The organism is Dietzia sp. DQ12-76 (genome assembly GCF_014145045.1).
Lineage (GTDB): Bacteria > Actinomycetota > Actinomycetes > Mycobacteriales > Mycobacteriaceae > Dietzia.
This window is the reverse complement of the sequence record NZ_JAALDV010000436.1, coordinates 1-2,637: the sequence shown is the minus strand read 5'-3', so window position 1 is coordinate 2,637 and position 2,637 is coordinate 1. Positions and strand designations below refer to the sequence as shown.

Annotated in this window: 2 protein-coding genes; both read left to right on the top strand. The window is 69.5% G+C overall.

The features are described 5' to 3' along the window. The first annotated feature begins 148 nt into the window (after nucleotides 1-148). The gene (gene treS, locus G6019_RS14225; protein WP_228549585.1) at nucleotides 149-1,990 is read left to right on the top strand and encodes a maltose alpha-D-glucosyltransferase; all 1,842 of its coding nucleotides are present in this window, start codon (nucleotides 149-151) and stop codon (nucleotides 1,988-1,990) included. 10 nt (nucleotides 1,991-2,000) lie between these two features. Continuing rightward, nucleotides 2,001-2,637 (top strand): maltokinase N-terminal cap-like domain-containing protein (locus G6019_RS14220; protein ID WP_439822632.1); only part of this gene is annotated, 637 nt, incomplete at its 3' end.

Genomic DNA, 2,637 nt, shown 5'->3' with positions numbered 1-2,637 from the left:
CGCCGCGAGCGCGCGCGCCCGGCGGCCGTGCCGCCCGCGGTACGACCGCGCGGGATCCACGCTCCTCAGGCCGCGGATGCGCTCCGTCGGGCCGGTTTTCCACATGCAACGGATCGTACTGGCCCGTAGGCTCGCCCCCATGTCTCCGATGTCGCGCCACCGGGCTGACCAACTTCATGCCGACCCACACCAGGCCGACCCGCACCCGTCCGATCCCCGGCACCCCGATCCCCGGCACGCGGAGCCCGAGCTCACCGACGACGGGCACGTGGTCGAGCCCAGCGCCGACAGCTACCGGCACGCGGCCGAGCTCGAGATCGATCGAGACTGGTACAAGTCCGCGGTCTTCTACGAGGTCCTGGTCAGGGCGTTCAACGACTCGGACGGCAACGGCACCGGAGACCTGCGCGGGCTCACGGAGAAGCTCGACTACCTCGAGTGGCTCGGGGTGGACTGTTTGTGGCTGCCGCCGTTCTACGACTCGCCGCTGCGCGACGGCGGATACGACATCCGCGATTTCCGCGCCGTGTTGCCCGAGTTCGGCACCGTCGAGGACTTCGTCGAATTCCTCGACCAGGCCCACCAGCGGGGCATCCGGGTGATCACCGACCTGGTGATGAACCACACCTCCGACACCCACGCCTGGTTCACCGAGTCGCGCTCCGACCCCACCGGGCCGTACGGGGACTTCTACGTGTGGTCCGACGACGACACCCGGTACCCGGACGCCCGCATCATCTTCGTCGACACCGAGACGTCCAACTGGACCTACGACCCGGTGCGGGGGCAGTTCTACTGGCACCGCTTCTTCTCCCACCAGCCCGACCTCAACTACGACAATCCCGAGGTCCAGGACGCGATGATCGACGTCCTGCGCTTCTGGCTGGACCTGGGGATCGACGGGTTCCGACTGGACGCCGTGCCGTACCTCTTCGAGCGCGACGGCACCAACTGCGAGAACCTGCCGGAGACCCACGAGTTCCTCCGCAGGTGCCGGGCGGTGGTGGACGAGGAGTACCCCGGGCGGGTCCTGCTGGCCGAGGCCAACCAGTGGCCCGAGGACGTCGTCGAGTACTTCGGCGAGCCCGAGGTGGGTGACGAGTGCCACATGGCCTTCCACTTCCCGCTGATGCCGCGGATCTTCATGGCGGTGCGGCGCCAGTCCCGGTTCCCGGTCACCGAGATCCTCGCGCACACCCCCGACATCCCCTCCTCGGCGCAGTGGGGCATCTTCCTGCGCAACCACGACGAGCTGACGCTCGAGATGGTCACGGACGAGGAACGCGACTACATGTACGCCGAGTACGCCAAGGACCCACGGATGAAGGCCAACATCGGCATCCGGCGGCGCCTGGCCCCGCTCCTCGATGGCGACCACAACCAGTTGGAACTGTTCTCGGCGCTGCTGCTCAGCCTGCCCGGGTCGCCGGTGCTCTACTACGGCGACGAGATCGGGATGGGCGACAACATCTGGCTCGGCGACCGTGACGCCGTCCGCACACCCATGCAGTGGAGCCCCGACCGCAACGCCGGCTTCTCCCGCTGCGACCCGGGCCGGCTGTACCTTCCGGTGATCATGGACCCGCAGTACGGGTACCAGGGGGTCAACGTGGAGGCGCAGCTCAACTCCACCGCCAGCCTGCTGCACTGGACGCGTCGCATGATCCACGTGCGCAAGAGCCACCCCGCGTTCGGACGCGGTGAGTTCGTCGACCTGGGTGGGTCCAACCCGAGCATCCTGGCCTACCTCCGGACGATGGGGTCCCCCGAGGAGGACCCGCAGGCGGACGTGATCCTGTGCGTCAACAACCTCTCGCGGTTCCCGCAGGCCGTGCGTCTGGACCTGTCCGAGTTCGCCGGCCGCCGACCCACCGAGCTCACCGGCGGCGTCCCGTTCCCCGAGATCGACGCCGACCCGTATCAGCTCACCCTCCCCGGGTACGGCTTCTACTGGCTGGAACTGCGCAGTCCCACCGAGACACCGGCATGAGAGGCACGCCATGAGCATCCCCCCGGTCGACGACGACACCATGGTCACCCTGCTGACCGAGTGGCTTCCCGCACAGCGGTGGTTCGCGGGCAAGGGCCGGCGACTGTCCGCGGTGCGGATCGCCCGGCGCGCGGTCCTGCTGGACCACGAGGACGTCCTGGTGGAGCACCTGCTGGTCGACGTGGAGGTGGACGGCCGACCGCAGCGCTACCAGGTCCCGCTGGCCACCGCGGAGTCCCTGCCCGACGACCGCCGGACGCTCCCCCTGACCCCGGAGGGCGCCTCACCGGTCGTCTACGACGGACTGCGCGACCCGCGCGGGACCGAGTCACTCGTGACCCACCTGGCCGCGCAGGACCTCGTGGGGGGTCTGCGATTCCGCCTGGTGGAGGGTGCCCCGGCCCCTGAGCCCGTCCGCGGGAGGCTGCTGGAGGGCGAACAGTCCAACTCGTCCCTGGTGTTCGGTGACGACCTCATGGTCAAGGTGTTCCGACTGGTCCAACCCGGCCTGAACCCCGACGTGGAGCTCCACGCCGCGCTGGCTGACCGGCAGTGCCCCGCCGTCGCCTCGCTTCGGGGCTGGGTGGAACTCGACGACGACGAGGTCGACGGGAACGGGGCCGACGGGGGCGGGGCCGACGGGGGCG

What these genes read in the sequence shown, in the direction of transcription:
- treS (WP_228549585.1), top strand. Translation starts at nt 149, where the DNA reads ATGTCGCGCCACCGGGCTGACCAACTTCATGCCGACCCACACCAGGCC.